This is a genomic window from Faecalibacillus sp., from assembly GCF_047023275.1.
GTDB lineage: Bacteria > Bacillota_I > Bacilli_A > Erysipelotrichales > Coprobacillaceae > Faecalibacillus.
Genome location: NZ_JBKYAR010000033.1, coordinates 1 through 22,390 on the forward strand (window position 1 = coordinate 1; position 22,390 = coordinate 22,390).

Here is a 22,390-nt window from a genome sequence, read left to right on the forward strand (position 1 = left end):
ATTTATCCGAACCATACTATGCACATGTGTCAGATGGTTAATTAAGTTAAATTTTATTATTTTACTTTTTGTTGTTTGGTGGTTAGGTATTTTCTTTATCATGTATAAACATTTCTATGAAAAAATAATGTTTTTTGGTGTTCTTATAGTTATTTTATTATCTATTTATAGTTTTGTATTACCTGGACTGGCTTTCGCTAATACCATGTGGGAAGTTGATCAAAATTATTTAAGATATATTTATTTTGATAAAAATTTAGATAAAGCAAAATATCTTTATTCTTTTCTTTTAAGAAATAAATATCCTAGATATCAAATCAATTTAAAACTTTCCCAAATTGATTTTGTACAAATTTCTTATTATCGTTATTCTTTTTATCCATCTAAATATTTAGTTGATGGTTCAGGATATAAAATTGTTTTTAAATTTAATATGTTGGATGGTTCCCAATATATTATTGAAAACTTTGTAAGTCATGATAAAGAATCTTTTAAAAAAGGAATTGAATTGATGAAAAAACAAGGTGTTCGTTTTATTGATTCTTATCATTTATTAGAAACACTTTGTTCTAATAAAGATATTGATCAACATATTGCTCAACTTGAAAAGGAGAAAAATCATGATTAGAATTTCTCTTATTTCAAAGCATTACCAACAAATAGAACCACTTATTCAACAATTCTTTAATGATTTACAAATAGAATATAAACTTACAAATTATACGCATCAAACAATTCAAGATATTTATTTTGTAGAAATAGAAAAAAAGGATGATCTACATATTTTAAATCATCTCAAGAAATTAGAAAGCACACTTATTTATATTATTGGACCTAAAGATTTTGATCTTGTAAGCATTTGTTTACAAATGCAAACACATCTTTATTTTATTAATAATGAACTAGAAAAACAATTTATTCATTATCATGATTTTATTCAAAAACAAATTCAAAAAAACTTTCAATATTATCTTTATCAAAGAAATGGAATTACTTCAAAAATAAGATTATCTCAAATCTATTATATTGAATCTCTTAGACATCAAATTATTATTCATTCCATCAATGGAGAAATGATTGAAAGAAAAACTTTAAGTCAATTTATTAAAGAAATAAAATCTTTTGATTTTATTCAAATTCACAAATCATACATTATTAATAAAAGATATATTCAAGAAATTAAAAATCAAGAAGTTATTTTAAAAGAACAAACACATCTTCCTATTGGAAGAAGCTATAAAGAAAGTTTAAAGGAACAAAATTAATGTTCCTTTTTCCATAAAATAAAAACCTTCACTCAATAATGAAGGACTACTACTTACAACCCAACCATTTCTATTCCGCATATTGGTCAGCGGTATACTTTCTTTTCACTTGAATTCTATCAAGCAAAAGCAGGAAAGTCAACATGACTTTCTATATTATTTTATTCTTTTTTCACAAAAAAATACATTATAAAACCAAAACATTAATTATAATTTATTCTTATAAATCAAATAATTATCTTTCTTTTCAAACCCAAGATGAAAATACATGTTCATTCCCTCTTTTGAACTATTCAAACAAATCATACCAACATCTTTTTGATAATGTTCAATAAGATATTTTACCATATATCTACCAATTCCTAAATGTCGATAGTTTTCATCTACCCAAACATTCGTTATTTGTCCTACTTTTCCTTTTGGATTTTCATTGCTTGGAAGTATATCATAATAATAGATTGTAGCTGTTGAGATAATATGGTTTAAATGATAGCCTACTAATGTATGACATTCATCTTTTAACATTTTTTCTTTGTAAAAACATCTAATGTTTTCTATTGTAGAATGTGTTATTTCTTGATTAGAAAACATTTTTAAATCTTTTATTCTTAACTTTACTAATAATTCTAAATCTTCTAGATCTAGTACTTTATATTCTATTTCTTTCATATTCTTCTTTCCTTTATTTTATTATAACAAGATTCTTTACCTATTTTTAATATTTTCCTTATTTAACATTGATAGAAACTTATTATTTCTTTCTATATATTCTAGAAAGAATAGAGGATAAAGAAATGAAATTAAATGAAAAAAAGATCAATGAATTTTTTACTATTATCAATGAAAAGAAAATAAAAAGTGTTTTTCAACCAATCGTTTCCTTAAAAACAGGAGAAATAGTATCTTTTGAAGCCTTAAGTCGTATTACTTTAGATTCATGTACCATAAATATTGAAGAATTATTTAAGATTGCTCATACAATTGGACATTCATGGAAACTTGATCAACTTTGTCGTAAATGTGCCATTAAAGCAAGCCAACAAATGCCATCAGATAAAAAGTTATTTATTAATGTAGATGCTAATATTTTATTGGATCAAGATTTTGTTCAAGGATTTACAAAAGAATATTTAAAAAAGTATCATCTAAATTCTAATAATGTTGTTTTTGAATTATCTGAACAAACTTCTATTGAAGATAAACATTTGTTTAAACAAGCTGTAAGACATTATCGAAGTCAAGGCTTTGAAATAGCCATCGATGATGTAGGTTCAGGTTATTCAAACTTAAATAGAATTAATCATACACAACCCGAATATATCAAACTAGATAGAGAACTGATTCAAGATATTCATTTAAATAAAGATAAACGTACAATGGTAGAAGTGATGGTCAATTATTGTAAAGCCATGCATTATAAATTAATTGTTGAAGGAATTGAAACAAAGGAAGAACTTGAATGTTTAATTCAATTAGGAGTTGAATATGGTCAAGGGTATTATTTAAAAAAGCCTGTTGATAATTTTGATGATCTTTTACCTTCTATCAAAGAAACCATCAAAAAATTATACAACAAATATAAGAAAACTTTAAATATTCCTACAATCGATTCCCTCTGTCATTTTCCATGCACATTAAAAACCTATCAAAACATAAAAAATGCTTATCAAATCTTTGAAGAAAATAACACTGCTCAAAGAATCTATGTCATTAATGATGAAGGACATTATTTAGGTTATTTAAAAAGAGAAAATATACTTTGTCATTTAGATACAGTTGAACCTAATTTATTTAAAGATTCACTTATTGTTCCATCACATCTTCCTATTAAAACTGTTTGTCAGCTTTATCTTGAAAATGAATGTTCACATTTCTACGAAGATATCGTTGTTTTAAAGAATCAATGTTTTTATGGTATTGTTACAATTAAAGATTTACTAAAATATTTAATAAAATAGATAATACGCACTTTCAAGTTATACTTAATAGAGGTTTTTATTCTATTTAATTCAATTAGTTGTTATAATAAATTGTAACTATATTACTTGAAATGGTAATACTAAATAAAAAGGAGAATTCTATGCAAGATTTTGTATATAACAGTAATGTAAAAATCATTTATGGTGAAAATCAATTACCCCTTGTGATTAAAGAAATGAAAAAAATAGGAAATAAACTTCTTATTGTTTCAACTAATAGTTTTATTTCAGGTGGCCATCTTGAAATATTAGAAAATGAATTAAAAAAAGAAGAATTTGAAACAACGATTCTAAAATCAGGGAAAGAGCCTCTTTTAAGCAAAGTTAAAGAAGGTATACAGCTTTGTCTTGAAAATAATATTGAAGTTGTTTTAGGAATTGGTGGCGGTGTAAGTATGGATCTTGCTAAAAGTATTGCTTTTGGCACATTAAATAATGAAACGCCTTTAGAACAATATCTAACATATCAATGTTCAACTGCAGGATTATCACATCTTCCTCTTATTACCATTCCGACAAATCCTATGTCAGGATCAGAAACAAATGAAGATGTTCAAATTACTTTAGACGAATCTGGGCTTCAAGTAGGATGTCCTTTAGCTAGAGCGACCTTTACTTGGCTTAATCCAATCTATATGATGTCTTTACCAAAAAGTATTTTAACTTATGGACAAATGACAGCCTTTGTTCAATTATCTATTAACTATTTAAATTTAACACGTTCTCCTTTAGCGGAACATTACGCTGAAGGATCAATGAAAACAATTATCGATTGTTTAAGAAGATGTTTAGCTCATGAAAAAGATGTTGATGCTTATGGAACACTTTTAATCAATAGTGCTTTAAGCTTATCAGGAATTAATGATTTTGGACGTACTCCTGAATTTATTCCTTATCCTTTACAATCATTTGCCCAAAGATATTTAGGAATAAATTATACACAAGCCCTTAATGGTTTATTCCCTTACTGGTTAAAAGAAATCTATCGTGCAAGTGATGATAAAGCTATTTTTTATCGTTACTTTAAAGAAATTTTAAATGTAGATAACACTAACAAAGAAGATGAAACATTGCTACAAGAAGCACTTCAAACTTTAAAAGCTCTTTATCAAGAATTTGGTATTGCTTTTACTTATAATGAAATTGCAAGTGACCCTCAAAATCATCAACATCTTGTTGATCTTATTGATTCATTTGGTCCAATGCCTTGTCATATCATGTCTGTAACAACTGAAAAGCTTGCAAATATGATTGAAGATGCTATTGTTGGTAATCTTAATTAATGAGGTACTTAAATAGTACCTTTTTATTATGAATAAATAGTGCTATAATAATAGAAATATTTTATAAAGGGAGTGATTATATTATGTCAATTAAATTAGTAAAAGCATCATATGAGTATCAAGATTTAATTGTTGATATGTTGAAGGAGTGGATTGATTATAATAATAATCATCCTGAAACAAATACTTCACCAGCTTCCATTTTTAAAAATGATTATCATGATTTTGATTATTATATCAACAATCTTGATTTAAAAAATCCTAGACCTGGTTTAGTAGAAGATTCAACATTTTTCGCCTTAGATGTAGAAAGAAATAAAATGGTTGGTGCCGTCAATATTCGTCATGAACTCAATGATTATTTATTAAACTATGGTGGACATATTGGTGATGGTGTTAGACCAAGTGAAAGAAGAAAAGGCTATGCTTCTGCAATCATTGGTTTAGCTTTAAAGGAATGTCAAAAGTTAAATATTGATCGTGTTTTACTTGTTTGTGATAAAGACAATATTGGTTCAGCAAAATCAATTAAAAACAATGGTGCTATTTTAGAAAATGAAATTGATAAAGATGGAAAAATAATTCAAAGATATTGGATAGAAAGTAAATAAGAAGCTGTAACGAAATAAATTTTTAGAAGTTTAACTTTCGTTGTTAAGCTTCTTTTTTGAGTAATTAAGGGACTACTACAAATAATTCTTACATTTAAGTTGTCCAAAATCTTGACATAGTACCATTTTTCTCGACCATATATGTCTTCCTTTTTCATAACTTTAAAAAGATACTGTACGATATATCCTATTTCTTGAGCACAGTATTTATTATTTTGATAGAAGTCCAATCCTCTATTTTTATTGATATAAGCTATCGCATCACTTATTTTTAGCCAGAGTCTTTTTCTTGCATTGATGATTCTTGTTTTATAGACAAATGTATATTTTCCAGCATCTGCTTCCAGTTTTGTTCCGTCTATATACTGGATCTGTTTATTTATTTTCATCAGAGTTCCAATATTGTTGGAAAGTTCAAAAAAGAACAATGTTTCAGTTTCTAGGCTCCACTATTGACACGGAGCCGAAAAATTGGGAGGGTTTCTATGATTATAGAACCCTATGAAAAGATAAATTATTTAAATCAACCGCCAAATTGATTTAACATAGTTGAAAGACTGCTATTCTTTCAACTGTCATCATTATAGCATATGGTAATAAATAAAATCTCAACTTTTTTCCACGTAGTTTAATACTTTACAAAACAAAAAAATATTTTAGATTTTATGAAATATATTATTATTGTTATATTTTGTCGAAATATGGGTTATATTATGATATAATTTTTAAGCACTTATGTGCCTATGGAGGATCTAGCATGTTAAAACATCATACTAGGAGACTAGCATTGATGTGACTTTAAGAGGGGATTAAATGGAATATTTAGTTATTCTTTATTTAATTCTAGTTATTACCGCTTTTATATTAAAGTAGTTTTAACTGCTTAAGTCTATTGATGCTAGTATCCAAAATAGCGAAAAAGGAAGAACGGCAATTCTTCCTTTTTCATTTAGTCTATTAATGCTAGTCCAACGACTACACTTATAGTATAGCATATTTAACTTAAAAGAAAAGCTTTATAAATAAATTTAAGAATTCATTCATACAAGTTAAAAGTAGAAAATATTATTTTCATTAATTTTGAGAATATTGTTTATGAATATTCAAAACAGTGAAAAAGGAAGAACTTCAATTCTTCCAATGGCATGAACTTAAGATATAATCTTAGGCTCATGCCTTTTTATTTTTATCTTTTTTTGTAATAGTATCTCGTATTTCTTTTGATGTAGTATAGATTTTATAAGCATATTACTTTTAATTTAAAGCGTTTTACTATATATTTGTAGTATAGGATGGTGATGTTATGTTTGTAAAAGTTGTAAAAAATAATAAAGGTCGTCCAAATACCTCTTTTATCTCAATTGTTGAATCTTATCGTGAAGATGGAAAGGTTAAACATCGTACAATCAGAAATCTTGGACTTTTTGATGATGATCAGGTTCCCTATATTAAAGCTGCTTTCGCAAAAAAGAAACCTCGTCTTGTCTATGATGACTAAATTGTAGTAAAGAATATGATGGCTCATGATGCTATCTCTGTATTGTCTAACATTATCAATGATGAATCACTTATTGATCACGCACAAATTATTCATAATTCCTTTACTAGGAAACGTAAAATCTCTCTTGATAACCTGCTGAACTATCTTATCTTTAGAAATCATGACGTACTTTCAGAAGACCTTGTTTCCTACTTTGGAGCGATGTGTGATTTTGACATTCCTACTAGACAAGCCATGATTAAAAGAATGTCAATTCTCAACTATGATGTATGGGACTTTATCATGTACAGATTTCGAAATGAAATATATAATGAACTGCCTCTTATTAATTTCAAGGATTATATACCTCTTTTAAAATATTTAGATAGATTCACTCCTCCTAGTGCCTTTAGGAAAGAAACAACCACATCATCTTCATCAATTTTAATACCTAAATCTATTGGCAAAGACAGTTGTAATGCGTTATAATCATTTTGTTGTAGAATTTTGTTTTCCATATATAAATTATACAACAAAAAAGAACAATGTTTCAGTTTCTACTGTTTCATTGTTCTTTTTCTATTTTTGGCTGTTTATTTTATTTTGTTACAGCCCCTTTATATTATAAATCTTTTCCGTTTTCTTTAATAATTTCTTGATACCATTTAAACGAATCTTTTTCATAACGTTTCATTTCTTTTAAATCATTTTCTTCACGATCAACATAAACAAAACCATAACGTTTTTGATATCCTTGATGCGTACTTACTAAATCAATAAATGACCATGGACAATACCCAATAAGATCAACACCATCTGTTAAAGCAAGTCTTGCTTGATGGAAATGTCTTTTTAAATAATCAATACGATAATCATCATGAATTGATCCATCTTCTGTTAAAACATCTTTAGCCCCTAAACCATTTTCAGTAATTAAAATTGGTAAATGATAACGATCATAAATTCTTCTTAAAGTGACTCTCATGCCAATAGAATCAACCATCCAACCAAATTCAGTTTGTTCAAGATAGTTATTTTGTGCAGCACGATAAACACCTTCTTCACCAAGCATGATTTGTTGATCACCATTTCTTGGTTGACAATCTGTACCATCATTTTTAGCTGCTGCTACTGTTGCTGTAGCATAATAATTCACACCTAAATAATCAGGTTTTGCTTTTTCAATAACTTCCATATCTCCCTCTTCAATGGTTGGTGTCCAACCTTTTTCTTCTAGATAAGCCCATACCAAACTATTATAACGTCCATATACTGCAATATCTAAATAAAGCCAACAACGAATACTTTCCCAGTTATCTGAAGCAATAACATCTGATGGATTACATTTTTCAGGATAAATTGCTGTAATATTTGGAGCTGGTCCAATTTTTCCATTTTCAACGATTTCATGACATAGAAGTGTTGCTTTAGCTGATGCAACAAACATATTATGACATTGTTGATAAAGTTCTTTTTTAGTTGGTATTTTCCCTGGATTCATCGCATTTGGATGATTGATCATCACATTTTGTTCATTAATTGTAAGCCAATATTTAACACGATCTCCAAAGCGTTCAAATAAAATTTTTGAATATTCTACAAAGGCATCTATTGTTTCACGATTATTCCATCCACCTTGATTATATAAAGCTAAAGGTAAATCAAAATGATAAATAGTTACAACAGGTTCAATATGATACTTAATAAGTTCATTAATTAATTGATCATAAAATTCAATTCCCTTTTCATTAATTTCACCTTTTCCTTCAGGTAAAACACGTGACCAAGAAACAGAAAAACGATACGCTTTTAAACCAAGTTTAGCCATTAAAGCAACATCTTCTTTAAAGTGATGATAATGATCACTTGCTACTTTAAAATCAGTAATTCCATTCGTTGGATGATGTAAATCTTGAATTGATAATCCTTTACCATCTTCATTGTAAGCACCTTCTACTTGATAAGCAGAAGTACTTGCTCCCCATAAAAAATCTTGAGGAAACTCTTTTAATTGTTTATAAAACATTTTATTATTCTCCTTTTACTTTTAAGATAACATCTTGATATGAAACATCTTCTTTAGAAGATAATTCAATATTTTGATAATTAAATGAATTTGTAATAATAACAGGTACTTGTGTTTCATAACCAGCAGCTTTGATTTTTTCAATATCAGCTTCTAATAATAAATCACCTTGTTTAACTTTCATTCCTTGTTCAATAAAAGTTGTAAAATATTGACCATTTAAATTCACTGTATCAATACCAAAATGAATTAACATTTCAATTCCATCATCTGAAACAATTCCTATAGCGTGTTTTGTAGGAAATAAAGTCACAATTGTTCCATCAAAAGGTGCATATACTTTTCCATTACTTGGTTGAATTAAAGCACCTTTCCCTAAACTTTCTGAAGCAAATGCTTCATCTTTAGCTTTTGATAAAGGGTAAAGTTTTCCTTGAATTGGAGAAAGAATTTCTCCCTTATTTACTTGAATTTTTTCAATAGTTTGTACTTCTTGATTTTCAAATTTTAAACTTAAAACATAAGTAACAATTGCTGTAACAACAAAACTAATAACCAAAGCAATTAAAATATTATAGAAATAAGTCATTGTATCATTTCCAATATAAAGGAAAACTGCAGGTAAACCTGATGATCCAGTTGCAAAACGATGTGTATGAGTAAGTCCTGCATAAAGACCACCAGCAGCCCCTCCAATCATTGAAGCTATTAATGGATATTTCTTTGGTAAATTGACACCATAAAGTGTTGGTTCTGTAATTCCCATATAAGCTGTAATTGAACCAGATGTAGCAAGTTGTTTCATTTTTTTATCTTTAGTACGTAATGCAACAACGGCTGAAGCTGTTGCTTGAGCAATATTCGAACAAACACATCCAGGTCCAAAAATACTATCATAACCAAGTTCACCCATTTGCATAACACCAAGTGGTGCAACACCATTATGTAAACCAAACATAACCATAATTGGCAAGAACCCACCAATTAAAACAGCAGGTGCCCAAGCAGCTGTCGTACTTAAGAATTTAAAGAAAGTAGCAAGATATCCACCTACAATACTTCCAATTGGTCCTAAAACAGCAAGTGCTAATGGTCCCATAATCAAGAATGTAAGCATTGGGACAAAGACAAGTTTAACTGCTTGAGGAATCCATTTTTCTAAATATTTTTCAACATAAGATTGTACTAAAATAACTAAAATAATTGGAATGACTGTTGATGTATAAGTAGTAAGTGTAAAAGGAATCACTTCAAAAAGTTTAACAGCCTTTCCTGCACTTACAAGTGCATTCCAATTAGGATGCATCATAATTCCTGCAACTGATGCTGCTAAAATTGGATTACATCTTAATTTTTGTGCTTCACTATAAGCTAACATCATTGGTAAAAAATAGAAAACAGCATCTGCAAAGAAATTTAAAATATAATATGTTTGTGATTCTGTAGAAATAATTTTGAATGTAATTAAAATTGCAAGTACTGCTTTAACCATCCCAGCTCCTGATAAAGCAGGAATAATGGGTTGGAAAGTTCCAGAGATAAAATCAATAATGACCGATAATATTCCTTTCTTTTCCCCTTGAACTTGTTCTTTATCTTCTAAAGGTCCAACAATTTTTTCAACTTCTTCAAAAACATCTTTTACATGTGTTCCAATAACTACTTGAAATACGCCACCACTAATTAAACATTTAGCAACACCATCCATATTATTTAAAGCTTCTTGATTGGCTTTGCTTTCATCTTTTAACTTAAAACGTAATCTTGTTTGACAATGATAAACTGTATTGATATTTTCTTTACCACCTACAAGATTTACAACTTCTTGAGCTAAATCATTATACTTTTGACTCATTGTTTCCTCTCCTTATTTATTTTTATAAGGCCTTTATAAAATGTACATTTTTGAACAATCTTTGTTCACAATGTCACTTTAACAAACACTATTTTATAAAACAATGCAAATACAAACGATTTTATAACTCAAAATTTTGTTTCATCTTTTCTACTATTTTTGTTCATTTTTCATGAAACAAAATATCATATTTCTTCTATTTCTTTACTATTAGCAGTTCTTTGATTTTCAAAAATTTTAGAATTTTCTATTTTATAAACTAAATTTTCATGATAATTCTTTTTAAAATAACAAGAAAAAATCACATTAAAAATAAACAATAAAGATTGTTCTGTCGCAAAAGAAGAAATCTTACTATATAAACGTTCATTAGATGAAATTGCAAAAACACAATCAATATTATCTTGAATATAGTTTTTTCCTTCACTTGTCATAGCAATCATGGGGACTTTTTGTTTTTTCAACATTTCTATTTGAGCCATTGGATCTTTATCTTTATTATTTCCTGAATAAGAAATAATGATTGCACAATCATCTTTTGTCAGTGTTCTAGCAACCATCCCAAATTCTCCATAAGGAGCGATTTGCATAGAAACACCAATACTTAAAAACTTCCAACGTAACCCTTCAGCAAAATATGAATTAGGTTTCATTCCAAAAATCACAATATTTCTAGCCTTTTCTAAACGTATAACTGCTAATTCTAACATTTTCTCTTTTATTAAGTGTGTTGTATCCATAATACTTTCTATTTGTAAACGAGAAACATGATCAATAACTTCTTTATAGCTATCATTTTCATGAAAAGGAAAATTTACATCAATTGTTGTTTCATGACTTTCTAAATATTTAACTTCTTCAATTAAAGAACGCATAAAATCTTTCCAACCATGAAAACCTAATCCTTTCGCAAATCTTACTAAAGTTGGTTTAGATGTATACGTTAAATGAGCAATTTCATCCATTGTATATTGATATAAATGTGACTTTTCATTGAGTAGAAACTCTGCAATAACACTTCTTGCATCTTGATATTCAATTGTCATTTCTTCAATTCTTTGAAACAAGTACATATTAATCCCTCACTTTTAAAGTTATTCGTGTTATAAGATAACCTATATTTACCCATAGTCCCATCATGGATAAATATTCTAATAAAACAATCAAGATATTCTTTTCAAAATCAAAAAAGACAAATTCATTGATTAAAAACATATAAGAAACAATATTATTTTGAATAAAACAATAGATTCCATAAAAACTAATAATAACCATCACTAATTTCAAAACATTATTCTCTAAACAAATATATTTTTTATACATATTAACTATTTGTTTTAGATGCATTCCAAGATGAATACTCATTAAAACAAAACCCCAATAAGAACATGCTAGATGAATTCTTCTTGCAAGCGATATCGATCCACTTATAGAAAATGGAATATATTGAGCCATTACCATCCCACTATAACCAAGACCTATCATCATCATTAAAATACTTATATTTAAAATTGTCTGAACAAGACGATAAAACTTATACTTTCCTTTAAATAAATGACGATACCATTTTCTATTTAAGAAATTATGTCCTAAAAATAAAAACAATATCATCATTCCTAAATATTCATGGACTTGTTGTCCTGTTATTTGAAAAAGCATCAATAACAACAAGGTAATCATCATAAATAAATCAATAACTATTTTTATTTTTTGTTTATTTGCCATCTTTTTTACCTATAATGAATATCCCAATTGATAAGCTTCTTGAGGATATTTACTATGTTTTGTCATAGAAACATTTCCACAACCATAACCTAAAACCATACCTTGATCTTCTAACTCTAAATATCTTACTAAGGTTTTATAATAGCTTACTAAAGCCTCAAAAGTCCAATCATCTTGATTCCAAGCAACTGTTAATAAAGCGGATTTCAAATGTTTTCCAGTAAGTGAATAATTATATGAACAAAAACGATCAATGACAGTCTTTAATTGTGCAGACATACCATAATAATAAAGTGGTGTTGCTAGAACAAGCATATCTGATGAAAGAAGTGCTTTTTTGATAATTTCATTATCATCTTTTTGTACACAGGGTCCTTCATAACCACAAGCAACACAGCCAAGACAAGGCAAAATAGACATTTTTGAAACATCAAAGCGTATGACTTCATGTCCTTTAACACTAGCCCCTTTGATAAAGTTTTCAACAAGGATATTCGTTGATCCCCTACTATTTGGACTTCCTTGTAATACAACAATTTTCATCGTTTTCCCTCCTTATATATAAAAGATGGTATTGCTAAGCAATACCACAACTATTCAATTTTTATTTTTTAGTCTTCTACTTTATTAATACAAGCAAGTGCATTTAAACTACGAGGATATCCCATATATGGAACACATTGTAAAACAACATTTGTAAGGAATGCTTTATCATTTCCTAAGTTCAAGTTTCCTTGAATATGTGCCATAACTTGTGGTTCACATCCACCTTGTCCATATAAGAAACAGAAAGTAATCATTTCTCTTTGTTTTAAATCTAAACCTGTTCTTGTGTAATAATCACCAAAACAGTTAGCAGCTAACCATTTATTGACTGTTGCTTTTTTCCAAGCTTCATTCATATGTTCCCCAAAGATATCTACTTGTGCTTGGATTCCTTTTTCTAATCTATTTTCAATAGTTGTTGTTGTTTGTGACTGTAAAGGAAGTTCAATTCCTTTTTTATTAAATACTTCATTTGTAACTTTTAAGAATTCAAGCATTCTTCCATATCCTAAATAATCTGTTGCTTGATACACCATTTCTTTTACTTGAACAGGTGATAAAACATCTATTGCTTTTTCAAGAACTTCTTCATAAGCACAAATTCCTTGATTCCCCATTAAAACTGATAAAATAGCTAAATAACGAGTTGGTTCATCTAATTTATTTCCTTCATCATTTTTAACTTCTTCTAAAAAATAATCTAATCTTTCTTTGTATTCTTTATCTGTTGCGTATAAATCCATCTTACATCTCTCCTTTTATTTAATTTCATTTAACCATTCTTTAACATCATTTGAAGCATCTTCTGATGCTGATCCAGAAACATGCAATCCTTTTGTTAGAGTAGCACTTGGTTCAAGAGCTTGGATTGTTTTTTCAGTATCTGACAACCCACTTCCACCACTTGTACAAAATGGTGCAATTGTTTTGTTAGATAAATCATAATCATCAAAAAATGTATAAAGAATCATAGGCATATCTCCCCACCAGTTTGGATAACCTACGTAAATGGTTTCATAATCATCAATATTTTCAATTTTGTTTTTGATTTTTGGTCTTGCATTTTCTTGTTGTTCCTTTTTAGCATCATCGACAACTGTATCATAATCATCACTATAAGCTACTTCTGGAACAATTTCAAAAATATCTGAATTTGTTTGTTTTTGTATTTCTTTTGCAACATTTTGAGTATTCCCAGACCAAGAAAAATAAACAACTAATGATTTTGAAGTAGCTTCTTTTAAATCTGTTTGTGTTTTGTTTTCTTTTTTAGCGGTTGCTTTTTTACTACTGCAAGCACTACAAGTAAAAATTAAAAATAAGACTAACATTAACGTACAAATCTTTTTCATTTATTTTTCCCCCTATTCATCTCATATCTTAAATAATCAATTCTTGATAATTGTTTTTCTTTTAGATGAACTTCATCTAAAAGCCCCTTTCTTTTTTTATTTAAAAGTTTTAAACATTCACTTTCATTCTTTTCTAAAGAAAGTTTCATATATTTTTCTATTTCTTCAACAGTAAAATCTAAATCATGTAACGTCATAATCAAACTTAATCTTTCTAAATCAGTTTCATCATATTGCCAAGATCCCATTACTTTTTTAACTTCTTGACATAATCCCCAGCTTTCATATTCTTTAAGAATATTGATTGGAATATTATATTTCTTACTTGCTTCTTCAATTGTCATCAGTATCACTCTTTCTTTACATCTTTATTATAATTCCCTTTATTTTAAATATCTAATACTTATAATTTATCAATAACGATACCTTTTAGGTATTAAAAAAGATGATATTTCTATCATCTCTTAAAGTATTCTTTTGCATATTTAATAAAAGCTGTGGTTGCTGGTGAAAAGAATTGTTCCTTTTTCCAAGCAAGTGCCGTTTGTTGATGAAGTGATGGTTTTAAAGGAATAAAACATAAATCTTTATAATCATAATTTAACTTGATTCCTAAAACAACACCTACATTACTTTGTGCAAAAAGAGCTTCATTATAAATCAGATTTCCTCTTGCTACGATATTCATTTGATCTTGATATTTTCCAAACCAATGATTAAGAATTGTTTCTTGATAATCTCCAATAGATGTAACAATTGGAAGATCTATTAAATCTTGAGGTTCAATAAATTCTTTACAAGCAAGAAGACTGTCTTTTTTAACTAAAACACCCCATGTTTCTTTTAAAGGCATTTCAATACTTTCAAATTTAGAAAGATCAATAGGACAAGACATTAAACCGATATCAATTAAGCCTCTTTCAATATTATCTTTAATATTATAAGTATTACCACTATAGAGTTCATATTTAATATGAGGATGTTCCTTTCTAAAAGCTGCAATACAATCAGTTAGACATTTAGTTGCTTGAAATTCACCACATCCAATAGAAATCGTCCCTTCAAGATATTCATCTTTATATAAAAAATCTTGTTTAGTTTTATTCGCTAAAGAAAGAATTTCTTGTGCTCTTCTTTTTAGAATCATACCATCTTCACTTAAAATAATTTTATGATTATTTCTTTCAAATAAAGTTACCCCTAATTCATCCTCTAATTGAGCTATTTGTCTTGATAGAGTGGGCTGTGTAATATGTAATTGTTTTGCTGCTTTAGTAAAATTCTCTTCACGAGCAATTACTAAAAAATATTTTAATACTCTTAATTCCATCTTCATCACCTATCAAAAATATAGCATTCTAAATTATTTTAAACAATCTCATTTATAAAAAAATCTCAATACAACAACCACCTTTTAAGTAATCATTGTATTAAGACATTTATAAAAGCTTTATTATTTATTTTGTGCCATTACACCAACTAAAGCATGTGGTTGATATAATTCTTCTAAATAATTCATTTCTTCATCAGTTAATTCAACATCCATAGCTTCTAAGGCACCATCAATATGATGAACTTTTGTAGCTCCTACTACTGGAGAAGCAACTTTTTTCATAAGCCATGCTAATGAAATAGCTGTCATAGAAACACCTTTTTTATCAGCTAATTCTTCTACTCTTTTAATAATCTTTTCATCTTCTTCTTGAGTAGCATCATATTTCCCTTTAGCATAAGCATCTTTTTCTAATCTTTGTGATGTTTGTCCTGGTCTTCTTGAAAGTCTTCCTGAAGCAAGAGAACTATATGGTGTCATTGAAATATTATCTTCTTTACATAATTTAGCCATTTCTCTTTCTTCTTCTCTAAATAATAAATTATAATGACCTTGAATAGAAATAAACTCAGGATATCCTTTACTTCTAGCATAAGCATTAGCTTTAGCAAGTTGATAAGCATAACAATTTGAAATTCCAATATATTTTACTTTACCTTGTTTTACTGCTTCATTAAATCCTTCTAAAATTTCTTCAATTGGTGTTCCATAATCCCACATATGTAAGATATATAAATCTACATAATCCATTCCAAGATTTTCTAAACTTTGATTTAATCTTTTTAAAACTAATTCTTTACCATTAATTCCAGCTTCTTTTTCTTCTGGTGTTCTTGGCCCAAATTTAGTAGCAATTACAACATCTTCACGTTTAGCAAAATCTTTAATTGCTCTTCCTAAAAATTGTTCTGATGTTCCACCTTGATAAGCTGCCGCTGTATCAAAAAAATTAATTCCATTATCTAAAGCATACTTAATAATTTTTCTAGATTCTTCATCAGGTAATGTCCATTTATGCATTCCTGCTTCAGCATTTCCAAAACCCATACATCCTAAACATACTTTTGATACTTTTAAATCACTATTTCCTAATGTTGTATATTTCATTTCTTTTTCTCCTTTAGTCTAAATCTTCACCATTACTAGCAATTACTTTTTTATACCAATCAAAACTTTTTTTCTTATATCGTTTTAAACTTCCAGAACCATCGTTATTACGATCAACATAAATAAAACCATATCTTTTTTTCATTTCACCAGTAACTGCTGAAACTAAATCAATACATCCCCATGTTGTATAACCTAATAATTCAACACCATCTTCATCAATTGCTTTTTTCATTTGTTCAATATGTTTACGATGATAATCAATACGATAATCATCTTCAACTGTTCCATTTACTAATTCATCTGTTGTTCCTAATCCATTTTCAACAATAAATAATGGAATTTGATAACGATCATAAAGTTCATTTAAAACAACTCTTAATCCTTGTGGATCAATTGCTCTTCCCCAAGCTGTTGTTTCTAAATAAGGATTCTTTATAGCTCCTGAAATAATATTACTTGTACTTCCATTTGCATCATGACTTACTGTCATTGATTCATAATAAGAAAAACTAATAAAATCAACTGTTCCTTTTTTTAGAATATCTTTTTCATCATCTGTTAATTGAATATCAATATTTTTTCTTTCATATTCCTTGATCTTATAATTTGGATAATATCCTCTTACCATGACATCACTATAAAAACGACGTTCACGATCTTTTTCCATTCTTAATATTTGATCATCAGGATGACATGTATTTGTATAAATTGCTCCATTAGCAATCATTAATCCCACCATATTATCTGGATTAATTTCATGTGCCATTTGTACTGCTTTACTACTTGCTATAAACTGATTTTTAACAGCTAAAGCACAAGACTTTTCATCACTTACTCTTAAAGCTCCTGAATAAAAAGGAACAACATTCATAATATTGATTTCATTAAAAGTAATCCAATATTTAACATAGTCTTTATATCTTGTAAAAAGTGTATGACAATAATTTAAATAAAAACCAATAACTTTCTTATTAATCCATCCACCATACTTATTAGATAATTCAACTGGATTTTCATAATGACAAATAGTAACTAATGGTTCAATATTATACTTCTTTAATTCTTTAAAAATATTTTCATAAAATTGTAATCCTGCTTCATTAGGCTTTTCTTCATCACCATTAGGAAATATTCTTGACCAGTTAATAGACATTCTAAAACATTTAAATCCCATTTCTGCAAATAATTGAATATCTTCTTTATAATGATGATAAAAATCAATCCCATCATGACTAGGATAATATAATGATGGATCTACTGTACATTTCGCATTTTCTGGTAAATCATGGTATGGCATGATTTCTTGTCCCCCATAACTTCCATCTTTTAATTGATATGTAATTTTTCTTTTAGTATTAACGTTTCCTACACAAATAACATCTGCTGTAGATAATCCTTTACCATCTAAATTATAGCCACCTTCTAATTGATTAGCAGCTGTTGCTCCACCCCATAAAAAATCTTCACTAAATGCCATAATTATTCTCCTTTATTTACTTAAATATTCATTTACTGATTCTTCTACTAACTGAGCATCTTCTTCATGTGTCATTCCTGAAACACAAACAATACAAATAATCTTTCCATCTTTATATAAAGGATAACCCCCTCCATACAAAGCAACTGTTGGATCATCTTTTAATTCAGAAAATTTTCCTTCTTTAGTTGCATAAAATGCTTCAATTGAAGACATTCCTGTTTTTTTAACAGTATTTGCTTTACGTTCTAACCATGGAATATTTCCAGCATCTCTTCCTTGCATAATATATTGGAAAATAACAAGATCATCCATATAAATTCTAATAGCAATTGGTTCTTTATTTTTATCATGCTTTTTGGCAATTAAACATCCTAACTTATAACAATCATCATAATTAAATTCTTTAACTTCACTATATTTCATTATGTATTCCTCCTTACTATCAGTATAAAAAATAATCAATTAAGAAACAATTTATAGAAAAAGAGAAAAGTCAAAATCTTGACTTTTCATGATATTTGTCTATTTAACAATATATTCTTCACCAGGAGCTAAAATAATAACTCTTTCAGGATTAACAACATGATCTAAAATATCTTGAGGATTTCCATTAAAAGCACTTGCTTCAGGTGCATCCACACTTCCCCAATGAATTAAAACAAGTTTTGTATTTGGGTAAGCATTAGCAAGTTTATAAGCATTTTCTAAACCAATATGCACAGGATTATCCGCAAAATCAAAGAACATTACATCAGGTGGATCCATATGTAATTGACAATCCATCAATTTAGAATCCCCTACATACCAAATTTTCTTTGTTGGTGTTTTGACATAAAAGCCACAATATTCTCTATCTTCCCATACACGATAATTATATTTAGCCACTTGATTTTGCCAAGCATGATCTGCTGGTGTAAGTTCAACATCAATATTATTAATTTGAATATGATCCCCAATATCATGACCAATACCTTCTACTCCACATTCTTCTTTCATTAAAGAAGCAACATAGTAAGAAGTATGATATTCTTTACAAACATTCTTTAAATCTCTACAAGTAGGTCTTGAATAATGATCATTATCAACACGTGAAACTAATATAGCATCAACATGAGGCACATCTTTTACATCAATAGGCATATCAATTAATAAAGGCATATCAAATCCTTCTAAAAGTGGATCAATCATAATAACTGTTCCATGATCATTAATCATGGCTCCTCCTCCACCTAACCAATAAACACGTGTATTTCCTTGGTCTTCAAAATCTTTTTTTGTCATTGTAATTGTTTTAGGTGCAACAGCTTGTCCTTTTTCGTTTTTAAACATATTATTCATCCTTTCTTTCCTCTTTATTCAATTATATTATATAACCCTCAAAGATAACAACAATTCATAATGATTCTTTAATATCCATATATTGACAATTTTTCTTATTTGTCTATTTGTAATAATTTTATTGCATATGTAATAATTTTTTATTAAAATAACTTTGGTGATATTATGAAAAGAAAACTACCTCCTTTAGGTTTAAGAATTATAAAATCTTCATTCGGTGTCCTTTGTGGCTTTTTAATTTATTATTTAAGAGGTTGTCAAGGAACACCTTTTTATACAGCTTTAGCAGTCATGTGGTGTATGAGACCTACTATCAAAACAAGTAAACAAATGGCTTTACAAAGAACAATAGGAACCTTTATTGGTGGAATATATGGTTTATTGATTTTAATAATTGTTATTCACTATCAATTAAATATGTTTACAAACCTCATGATTTCATCTTTAATGATTATTCCTATTATTTATACGACCTTGTTGATCAATAAGAAAAATGCTTCTTATTTTGCCTGTGTAGTTTTTTTAAGTATTGTGGTAAATCACGTAGCAGATAATCAACCTTATTTATTTGTATTCAATAGAGTTTTAGATACTTTAATTGGAATTATTTTAGGATTGATTATTAATTCACTTCAACTTCCTCGTCATAAAAACAAAGATATCTTATTCGTCAGTGGTATTGACGATGTTCTTGTAAATAACAATCATAAAATGTCAGATTATAGTATTCGAAAAATCAATGTTATGATTGAAGATGGGATGTTATTTACTGTTTCAAGTATGCGTACTGTTCCTATTATTTTAGAGAGTATTCCTGGAATTAATTTGAAATTACCTATTATTGCGATGGATGGAGCTGTTTTATTTGATATTCATCAAAAGAAATATTTAAAAATATACGAAATGGATCATGAACGTGCTCAACAACTCATTTCATTTATTAAAAATCAAGGATTTCATATTTTTATTAATTGTATTTTTGAAGATTCTTGGATTATTCATTATGGGGATTTTAATAACAAAGTAGAAGAAGCACTCTTTCAAAAGCTAAGAAAAAATCCTTATCGAAACTATTTTAAACATGATCTTTTTTCTGATCAAAGCCCTATTTATTTAATGTTAATAGATAAACATGATAAAATACATCAATTATATCAACACTTACAAAAGAGTTTAGATTTATCATCTTTTAAAATCATTATCTTTGATAGCCAAGAATATAAAGGTTATACCTATATGAAAATCTATGATCATCAAGCAACGAGAGAAAATATGTTAAAAGAATTAATGAATTTATATCATATCCATCAAACAATCACTTTTGGCAGTATTAACAATAAATACGATGTTGTCGTTGATGGAACCAATGCAAATATAGTTGCTAAAACACTCGATAAACTCTATCAACCACTTATCATTAAACAAAAAAAGACCTATTAAAACAGTTTTTTAATAGGTCAATATGATTAAAACTTAATAACTTCTGGTTCATGAGTAAATGATGAAAAAATAGCTGTTGCATCTTTAAAATAGAAAACTTCAGTATTTCCATCATCTGCCTTATACATCTTTTGTAAACTTGGATAAGCATCTAACATTGATTGTCTTGCTTCATTACGATCATCTTCAACCAACTCTCCACTTATACGTAACCATTCTCCATTTTTAAAAGCACAAATTTCAGCTTTTGGATTTTGATGCAATTGTTTTGAAACATCTTTGACTTTACCTGTTTGAATATAAAGTTTTCCTTCAAAAACATGTGCTGTTCCAAATGGTCTTACTCTTGGTTGATCACCTTCTACTGTTGCTAAATAATAAGTTTCTGCATCTTTTAAAAACTTTAATACTTTATCCATAATGATCCTCCTTTATTTTCTTTACTCTATTTTATCATTTCATAAAGAAAAGGACAAAAAATTTGTCCTCTACCATTTTTCTCCTGGATATTGCATATTCCATTCTTTACGAAGTTGACTCATGATATCCATGACATCTTTTGTATATTCTAAATTTAAATGTGAATCATCATGGTTTCTAACAGCTTCTTCCATATCACACATTTCATAATAAAGAGCATTTTCTGTATTTCCTTTTTCAATCACAGTTTGTTTTCCTGTTACAGCATCCACAATCGTTGCCTTTTGTCCACGAGGAAATTCATAAACTTCAATATACCCTTTTTCTAAAGAAATCATAATTCTTTTAGGTTGTTTTGAATGCATTGATAAAGCAATCGTTGCCATTTGTTGATCTTCATTTTTAAGTAAAATCGTTGCTTGTTCATCAGATCCTGTAGGTGCAAACCTCACTTGACTTACAATTTCATTTGGCTGTTTAGACATAAAGCTACGTACTGCCGAAAGTGCATAGACTCCAATATCTAATAAAGCCCCACCAGCAAGATTCATATTAAAGAAACGATTATTCATATCATATTCTTTAAAACTTCCAAAGTTTACTGTCATGATTTGCATTTTACCAAGTTCACCGCTTTGCACGATTTTCCATAATTCTTTATAGATTGGCATATGCCAAATGGTCATGGCTTCTGCAAGAATTAAATTTTTTTCTTTAGCAAGTGCCATCATTTCATCTAATTCACGACTATTTAACGTAATTGATTTTTCTACAAATAAATGCTTTCCATGTTCTAACGCCTTTTTCATAAATTGATAATGCGTATTATGTGATGTTGCCAAATAAATAATATCAACATTTTCATCATCAAACACTTCATCAATTTCATCATAGACTTTTTTAACACCATACTTCTTTGCAAAATCAATAGCCTTTGTTTGTGTTCTATTGGCAACTCCATAAAGTTTTTTATCCATCTTTAGTAAAGCTTGTGCCATTTCATTAGCAATCACACCTGTTCCTATGACTGCCCAGTTCAATTCTTTTTCCATACAAATCCCCCTTGTGACTTTATTTTATCATATTTGTGTATAAATAAAATCAACAAATGTCATATTATTTCATGTTCTCATTATAGAACAAAAAC

25 protein-coding genes are annotated in these 22,390 nt (G+C 28.1%); 8 read left to right on the plus strand and 17 right to left on the minus strand.

The annotated features are described in order from the left end of the window. Both ACLVEP_RS10545 and ACLVEP_RS10550 read left to right on the plus strand, forming a co-directional pair. Positions 1–628: hypothetical protein (locus tag ACLVEP_RS10545; protein ID WP_412584734.1), on the plus strand; the 628-nt coding region annotated here is incomplete at its 5' end. Then, positions 621–1,265: a LytR/AlgR family response regulator transcription factor gene (locus tag ACLVEP_RS10550; protein WP_412584735.1), complete on the plus strand. Its 645-nt coding sequence runs from the start codon at positions 621–623 to the stop codon at positions 1,263–1,265. The genes ACLVEP_RS10545 and ACLVEP_RS10550, both read left to right, overlap by 8 nt. 207 nt (positions 1,266–1,472) lie before the next feature. On the opposite strand, the gene ACLVEP_RS10555 is transcribed toward ACLVEP_RS10550, so the two are convergent. Next, complete coding sequence (locus tag ACLVEP_RS10555; RefSeq protein WP_412584736.1) at positions 1,473–1,934, minus strand: GNAT family N-acetyltransferase; 462 nt, start codon at positions 1,932–1,934, stop codon at positions 1,473–1,475. Between the two features lie 125 nt (positions 1,935–2,059). On the opposite strand from ACLVEP_RS10555, the gene ACLVEP_RS10560 reads away from it, so the two are divergent. The 3 genes from ACLVEP_RS10560 to ACLVEP_RS10570 all read left to right on the plus strand — a co-directional run bounded on the left by ACLVEP_RS10560 (position 2,060) and on the right by ACLVEP_RS10570 (position 5,138). After that, positions 2,060–3,223, plus strand: a complete 1,164-nt coding sequence (locus ACLVEP_RS10560) for an EAL domain-containing protein (protein WP_412584738.1) — start codon at positions 2,060–2,062, stop codon at positions 3,221–3,223. A gap of 122 nt (positions 3,224–3,345) precedes the next feature. Next, positions 3,346–4,527, plus strand: coding sequence for an iron-containing alcohol dehydrogenase (locus tag ACLVEP_RS10565; RefSeq protein ID WP_412584739.1), 1,182 nt, complete (start codon positions 3,346–3,348; stop codon positions 4,525–4,527). A gap of 83 nt (positions 4,528–4,610) precedes the next feature. After that, on the plus strand, positions 4,611–5,138 hold the full coding sequence (locus ACLVEP_RS10570) for a GNAT family N-acetyltransferase (protein WP_412584740.1): 528 nt from the start codon (positions 4,611–4,613) through the stop codon (positions 5,136–5,138). Here the strand turns inward: ACLVEP_RS10570 and ACLVEP_RS10575 are convergent. Next, positions 5,111–5,527: a hypothetical protein gene (locus tag ACLVEP_RS10575; RefSeq protein ID WP_412584742.1), complete on the minus strand. Its 417-nt coding sequence runs from the start codon at positions 5,525–5,527 to the stop codon at positions 5,111–5,113. The two genes, ACLVEP_RS10570 and ACLVEP_RS10575, sit on opposite strands and share 28 nt — an antisense overlap. Before the next feature lie 914 nt (positions 5,528–6,441). Here ACLVEP_RS10575 and ACLVEP_RS10580 point away from each other — a divergent pair. Further along, positions 6,442–6,636: a 2-C-methyl-D-erythritol 4-phosphate cytidylyltransferase gene (locus tag ACLVEP_RS10580; protein ID WP_288544562.1), complete on the plus strand. Its 195-nt coding sequence runs from the start codon at positions 6,442–6,444 to the stop codon at positions 6,634–6,636. Between the two features lie 18 nt (positions 6,637–6,654). Beyond that, positions 6,655–7,107: a hypothetical protein gene (locus ACLVEP_RS10585; protein ID WP_412584744.1), complete on the plus strand. Its 453-nt coding sequence runs from the start codon at positions 6,655–6,657 to the stop codon at positions 7,105–7,107. A 133-nt stretch (positions 7,108–7,240) separates the two neighbouring features. Here the strand turns inward: ACLVEP_RS10585 and ACLVEP_RS10590 are convergent, their stop codons facing one another. The 13 genes from ACLVEP_RS10590 to ACLVEP_RS10650 all read right to left on the minus strand — a co-directional run bounded on the left by ACLVEP_RS10590 (position 7,241) and on the right by ACLVEP_RS10650 (position 19,374). Next, positions 7,241–8,644 (minus strand): glycoside hydrolase family 1 protein, encoded by a 1,404-nt coding sequence (locus tag ACLVEP_RS10590; protein WP_412584745.1) that lies wholly within the window; start codon positions 8,642–8,644, stop codon positions 7,241–7,243. 4 nt (positions 8,645–8,648) lie between these two features. Beyond that, complete coding sequence (locus ACLVEP_RS10595; protein ID WP_412584746.1) at positions 8,649–10,499, minus strand: beta-glucoside-specific PTS transporter subunit IIABC; 1,851 nt, start codon at positions 10,497–10,499, stop codon at positions 8,649–8,651. A gap of 185 nt (positions 10,500–10,684) precedes the next feature. Beyond that, complete coding sequence (locus ACLVEP_RS10600) at positions 10,685–11,572, minus strand: MurR/RpiR family transcriptional regulator (RefSeq protein ID WP_412584747.1); 888 nt, start codon at positions 11,570–11,572, stop codon at positions 10,685–10,687. Position 11,573: 1 nt separating this feature from the next. Next, on the minus strand, positions 11,574–12,224 hold the full coding sequence (locus ACLVEP_RS10605; protein ID WP_412584749.1) for a DUF4405 domain-containing protein: 651 nt from the start codon (positions 12,222–12,224) through the stop codon (positions 11,574–11,576). A 9-nt stretch (positions 12,225–12,233) separates the two neighbouring features. Continuing rightward, entirely contained in the window at positions 12,234–12,767 is a 534-nt protein-coding gene (locus tag ACLVEP_RS10610) for a flavodoxin family protein (RefSeq protein WP_412584750.1), read from the minus strand. Positions 12,768–12,835: 68 nt separating this feature from the next. Further along, entirely contained in the window at positions 12,836–13,513 is a 678-nt protein-coding gene (locus ACLVEP_RS10615; protein ID WP_412584752.1) for a carboxymuconolactone decarboxylase family protein, read from the minus strand. Positions 13,514–13,528: 15 nt separating this feature from the next. After that, positions 13,529–14,122 (minus strand): flavodoxin, encoded by a 594-nt coding sequence (locus tag ACLVEP_RS10620; RefSeq protein WP_412584754.1) that lies wholly within the window; start codon positions 14,120–14,122, stop codon positions 13,529–13,531. Then, positions 14,119–14,466, minus strand: a complete 348-nt coding sequence (locus ACLVEP_RS10625; RefSeq protein WP_412584756.1) for a helix-turn-helix domain-containing protein — start codon at positions 14,464–14,466, stop codon at positions 14,119–14,121. The genes ACLVEP_RS10620 and ACLVEP_RS10625 overlap by 4 nt, the downstream gene beginning before the upstream one ends. Before the next feature lie 113 nt (positions 14,467–14,579). Then, entirely contained in the window at positions 14,580–15,452 is an 873-nt protein-coding gene (locus ACLVEP_RS10630; RefSeq protein ID WP_412584758.1) for a LysR family transcriptional regulator, read from the minus strand. A 123-nt stretch (positions 15,453–15,575) separates the two neighbouring features. Further along, positions 15,576–16,562, minus strand: a complete 987-nt coding sequence (locus ACLVEP_RS10635; RefSeq protein ID WP_412584759.1) for an aldo/keto reductase — start codon at positions 16,560–16,562, stop codon at positions 15,576–15,578. Between the two features lie 13 nt (positions 16,563–16,575). Continuing rightward, positions 16,576–18,042, minus strand: coding sequence for a family 1 glycosylhydrolase (locus ACLVEP_RS10640; protein WP_412584761.1), 1,467 nt, complete (start codon positions 18,040–18,042; stop codon positions 16,576–16,578). A 12-nt stretch (positions 18,043–18,054) separates the two neighbouring features. Continuing rightward, entirely contained in the window at positions 18,055–18,468 is a 414-nt protein-coding gene (locus ACLVEP_RS10645) for a heme-binding protein (protein WP_412584763.1), read from the minus strand. Positions 18,469–18,567: 99 nt separating this feature from the next. Beyond that, on the minus strand, positions 18,568–19,374 hold the full coding sequence (locus ACLVEP_RS10650) for an MBL fold metallo-hydrolase (protein WP_412584764.1): 807 nt from the start codon (positions 19,372–19,374) through the stop codon (positions 18,568–18,570). Positions 19,375–19,548: 174 nt separating this feature from the next. Between ACLVEP_RS10650 and ACLVEP_RS10655 the strand changes: the two genes are divergently transcribed. Beyond that, positions 19,549–20,823: an HAD hydrolase family protein gene (locus ACLVEP_RS10655; protein WP_412584766.1), complete on the plus strand. Its 1,275-nt coding sequence runs from the start codon at positions 19,549–19,551 to the stop codon at positions 20,821–20,823. 26 nt (positions 20,824–20,849) lie between these two features. Here ACLVEP_RS10655 and ACLVEP_RS10660 read toward each other — a convergent pair whose 3' ends face one another. Both ACLVEP_RS10660 and ACLVEP_RS10665 read right to left on the minus strand, forming a co-directional pair. Beyond that, positions 20,850–21,242, minus strand: a complete 393-nt coding sequence (locus tag ACLVEP_RS10660; RefSeq protein WP_412584768.1) for a pyridoxamine 5'-phosphate oxidase family protein — start codon at positions 21,240–21,242, stop codon at positions 20,850–20,852. Between the two features lie 69 nt (positions 21,243–21,311). Next, complete coding sequence (locus ACLVEP_RS10665; RefSeq protein ID WP_412584769.1) at positions 21,312–22,295, minus strand: Gfo/Idh/MocA family protein; 984 nt, start codon at positions 22,293–22,295, stop codon at positions 21,312–21,314. Between the last annotated feature and the right edge of the window lie 95 nt (positions 22,296–22,390).